The sequence below is a fragment of the Shinella kummerowiae genome, assembly GCF_009827055.1.
Classification (GTDB): Bacteria; Pseudomonadota; Alphaproteobacteria; order Rhizobiales; family Rhizobiaceae; genus Shinella; species Shinella kummerowiae.
The window spans coordinates 1-3569 of the sequence record NZ_WUMK01000027.1 but is presented as its reverse complement, the minus strand read 5'-3'; the positions used below and the strand labels follow the sequence as shown (position 1 = coordinate 3569).

Annotated in this window: 5 protein-coding genes and 1 pseudogene; 4 read left to right on the top strand and 2 right to left on the bottom strand. The window is 57.2% G+C overall.

Annotated elements, in window-relative coordinates; all coding sequences use genetic code 11:
• A partial coding sequence (locus GR138_RS30440) for a hypothetical protein (protein WP_210253459.1) occupies positions 1-315 on the top strand: 315 nt, incomplete at its 5' end.
• A gap of 94 nt (positions 316-409) precedes the next feature.
• Here GR138_RS30440 and GR138_RS30030 read toward each other — a convergent pair.
• Positions 410-1330, bottom strand: coding sequence for a hypothetical protein (locus GR138_RS30030; RefSeq protein ID WP_160862922.1), 921 nt, complete (start codon positions 1328-1330; stop codon positions 410-412).
• Positions 1331-2304: 974 nt separating this feature from the next.
• Between GR138_RS30030 and GR138_RS30410 the strand changes: the two genes are divergently transcribed.
• The 3 genes and pseudogenes from GR138_RS30410 to GR138_RS30015 all read left to right on the top strand — a co-directional run.
• The gene (locus tag GR138_RS30410; protein ID WP_202402923.1) at positions 2305-2466 is read left to right on the top strand and encodes a hypothetical protein; all 162 of its coding nucleotides are present in this window, start codon (positions 2305-2307) and stop codon (positions 2464-2466) included.
• Between the two features lie 198 nt (positions 2467-2664).
• Positions 2665-2811: a hypothetical protein gene (locus GR138_RS30020; RefSeq protein WP_160862920.1), complete on the top strand. Its 147-nt coding sequence runs from the start codon at positions 2665-2667 to the stop codon at positions 2809-2811.
• Between the two features lie 13 nt (positions 2812-2824).
• Positions 2825-3178: pseudogene (locus GR138_RS30015) on the top strand (DUF1515 family protein); the annotation flags it as partial.
• A 116-nt stretch (positions 3179-3294) separates the two neighbouring features.
• Here the strand turns inward: GR138_RS30015 and GR138_RS30435 are convergent.
• Positions 3295-3569: hypothetical protein (locus GR138_RS30435; RefSeq protein WP_210253458.1), on the bottom strand; the 275-nt coding region annotated here is incomplete at its 5' end.

The following is a 3569-nucleotide window of genomic DNA, read 5'->3' as shown; positions in this document are numbered from 1 at the left end:
ATATGGGGTGAATTTTGGACGCCGATTGACAGATCATCGCCGCTGGAAACACGTTTGCATCATTCCAGCATCAGACGACGATTTTTAGCCAGTCGTTCACCGTCACCATGGCCAACGACACAACCGCCAACCACCTCCGGCTTTGTCAAGTGGTGCATCGCTCCCGGTGGGTCTGGTGGCGCCAGTTTCTCCGGCCGTATTCACTACAACCTCACCTCTACGGCCATTTGCGAAGACGGGGGCATCCCATCAGGTGTGACGCTCGGCACAACTACCTTGACCACCAGAACGTCAGATGGCGTCGACGGAACATGAACGTCGCCGCAGTGCTGGCGAGTGGAAAAATCCAGTGGAAGAATCGGCGAAGGTCGAACCGGCCCATTCAGATCACGTTCGAGACGTAGGCAGGTCAGTTGATCAAGGCATGTCCAGCCACGCAAGGGTCGGCGTTCGACTTGAGAAATCCGACGATATCAGCCTGGTCGCCTGCCAATGGCCTATTGGCGACATGCCCAAAGCCGCTTTCGAAGAGATAACCGGCATGTTCTCCGAACGCGAAACGGATCTCATCTCTTCCGGCTAGTGGCGCTCTAAAATGGGTGAACCCAAAGCGCCGATGCCAAGCTTTCCGAAACGACTTCATCACCATCCTCTTGCCTGCGAAGCAGACAGGGCCAGATGCGTCTTCGATCCAATGCAGGACAGCGAGAAGATAGGGGGCGTTGCGAATAGAGCCGCCGCCGCCGGCCCTGATGGTACTGACATTGTGATTGACCATGCTCGTCGCAAATGCGCGCTCTTCAGCCTCGACATACTCGACATCAATCGCCGGAACTGCCGAAAGGCATGGGGCGTCGCGGAGGACGTCATCGCCCGGTGTCGTTAGGTCGCCATTGGTGATACGGCGAACCAGCGCTTCGGCCACCATAGCTTGATAGTGGACGTGGAGATGTGCCCAATCGGAGAAAATTTCATTGGCGGAGACGCCCGCTCTGGCTATCCCCCGGAGAGTCAAGAAGAAATCCAGAGTGGAAACGCCATACTTCTCACAGATTGCACGCGACAGCCTGTAAGCTTTGTCTCCGTGGCCCGTCTCGACGTACTTCTTCTGCGGCATGAAGAGTGCGAGCGGTGCGCATTTGGCTCCCGCAAAGTGTCTCAGCAGACCGGCATACGATCCGGCCATGTATTCTGGCGTAAGGTTCCGAATGTCGAGAAACTGCTGATCATTGGTAGTGAAGTCGAGAATAGCGGCGTCGAAGTTCCCTGCAACCTCGCGAGCGGAGACGATGTAGCTCCCATAGAGCGACGGGCTCGCGCCGAGGGACATGTTCTCTATCTCCCAGTTGGACGGAGCTATGGCCTTCAGTGAGTTTGCCCACCCATTGACCATGATCGCGTTCGAAGTGCCAACGACAGCTACCCGCAAAATCGTCCTCCAATCGGAATCCGCAACAGATACGATATTTTCCAATCGCGGTGCAGTCCACTAGCCTCGGTATCGACTGATATACCCCTCGCAAAAGGAAATCACGATGATCACGACCCTCGCCATCCCGGATCGCTTGATCGCGCTCCGCTATGAGGGCGGTAGGTCAAGACTGTTGTTTGCGGGCAATGGTCCAATGGGGCCTACGAGGCTTTGGGCTGATTTCGCCAAATCCGCGAGTTGACTCGCAATCTGAATAAGCTGCTGAGCTGCAAGGACTCTTTCGGCCGATTGTATGTGCTGGATGGTTGCGTCGAGGTCGTTCGGTAAATGCGAGCGCTCCAGCATAGCCTTTCCTCCAATGATTCGACGCACAAAAATAACCCATGGAATTTGGTGGGTTCAACTTAAATGAGGAAGGCATAATGAACAGAGCGGCATTCTTTGCCGCCCTGCGGGGCGGAACCATGTTTCCGAAGGGTTTCAAGGTCGCGCAGGTCGACGGAACCGAAGCCATCCTAGAACGAAGTCGCGAGGCGAGGGGCGTCGCTCAGGTATCTCGCCTGTATCCTCGCCACTGCCTTTCATGAATCCGTCCCAGACCATGCAGGCCGTGCGCGAGACACTGGCCACGACCGACGACGGGGCAACCAACGCGCTGGAAAAGGCATGGGAAGCAGGCAAGTTGTCGTGGGTCAAGACGCCGTACTGGCGGAAAGACGCCGAGGGCAAATCGCGGTTCGGTCGCGGCCTCGTGCAGATCACCCGCAAAGCGAACTATCAGAAGCTTGGCCTACTGATCGGCGTCGACCTGGTGAAGGACCCCGTCGAAGGCGCTGGAGCTTCCGATTGCCGCTCATCTCCCCATCAGCGGCATGGAGCTTGGCAGCTTCACCGAAAAGCCGCTCGCCGACTACATCAACGAAAAACACGCCGACTATGAGGGCGCCAGGCGCCTTGTCGACGGGACGGATTGGGCGAATCTGGTTGCCGGCTATGCCGTTGCATTCGAGAAGGCGCTCAAGGCGGCCAGCTAGTCCCTGACGCAAGCGCCTTCGTCCTGCATGGCACCCTCCTTGTAATCAGAAAGAGAACCACCATGGACAGCAGCATCTATAGGGAGCGGGCCGGCATGATCGTCTCCGCCCTCGTGGTATGGCCCTGATAGCGGTGGGGCCGATCTAGCTTGCCGTGCAGGTTCATACCTCCAGACGCTCACGTTCGATCAGACCTGGATGGTGACGATTGCGGGGCTTGCCGGCACGGCGTTTGGATTCCTTATCGGCAAGCAGTCGAGCAACGTTCCCGGCAGCACGACGATCACCGCCGCATCTGGCACAGTCACCATGACGGTGACCGGCGATCCGAAAGACGGTTCATGAGCGAGGTAGCCAGATGAGCCCACCCGAGATTGATGCTGGCGCCCATCGTCAGTTTGGCGAATTCGTCGCCGGCATGCACGGGTTGCAGGATTCCATTCGGCGAATGGAGGAGGCTGCCAAACGATCGCAGGACAAGTCAGAAGCGAGCAGGGCAGTCGTCCACCGCCGGCTCGATGAGGTTGTTGACCGCGTCGGCAAAGTGGAAACATCGATCGTCACAGTTCAGGAGGACGTGACCGAGATGAAGCCCGTAACCGATGAGGTGCGGCGGTGGAAACTCATGGGTATGGGCGCCCTTGGGATTACCGGGCTTGCGGCGATGGCGCTCGGCGTGACGTTCAGCGAGGCGTTGAAGCGGATAGATATGGGTAATCATAGGAAAGGGGTAGCGGTGTGCGCACGATCCTTCTGCGGGTCGGCGTGGGGCCGCGTTATCGTCACGAGCGTCAATATGCCAGCCCGTCAGGTACTCGTTTGGTAGTCCTATTTTTCGTTCAACAATCGAACGAGCCGCCTGATAGGCCGCCTCAAACTGAGCCACACTTCCAGTGAAATATGGAAGGTCGTTTTTAGAGGCCGATCTAGCAACTTCAAGCTTGATACATGGTGATCGCCATCGTCCAAGCCAATGTCAAAAAGGTCTACTCGTTGATGGAGATCTAGTAGCTTCTCGTTCAACTGAGCAATGACCTGCAGGTGGGCTTCCTGCCAACAGCGAGCACTGCTGTGAATTTGCCCTTGCGCCGCATTATCCCATC

What these genes read in the sequence shown, in the direction of transcription:
- GR138_RS30030 (WP_160862922.1), bottom strand. Translation starts at nt 1,330, where the DNA reads ATGTCCCTCGGCGCGAGCCCGTCGCTCTATGGGAGCTACATCGTCTCC.
- GR138_RS30020 (WP_160862920.1), top strand. Translation starts at nt 2,665, where the DNA reads ATGGTGACGATTGCGGGGCTTGCCGGCACGGCGTTTGGATTCCTTATC.
- GR138_RS30410 (WP_202402923.1), top strand. Translation starts at nt 2,305, where the DNA reads ATGGAGCTTGGCAGCTTCACCGAAAAGCCGCTCGCCGACTACATCAAC.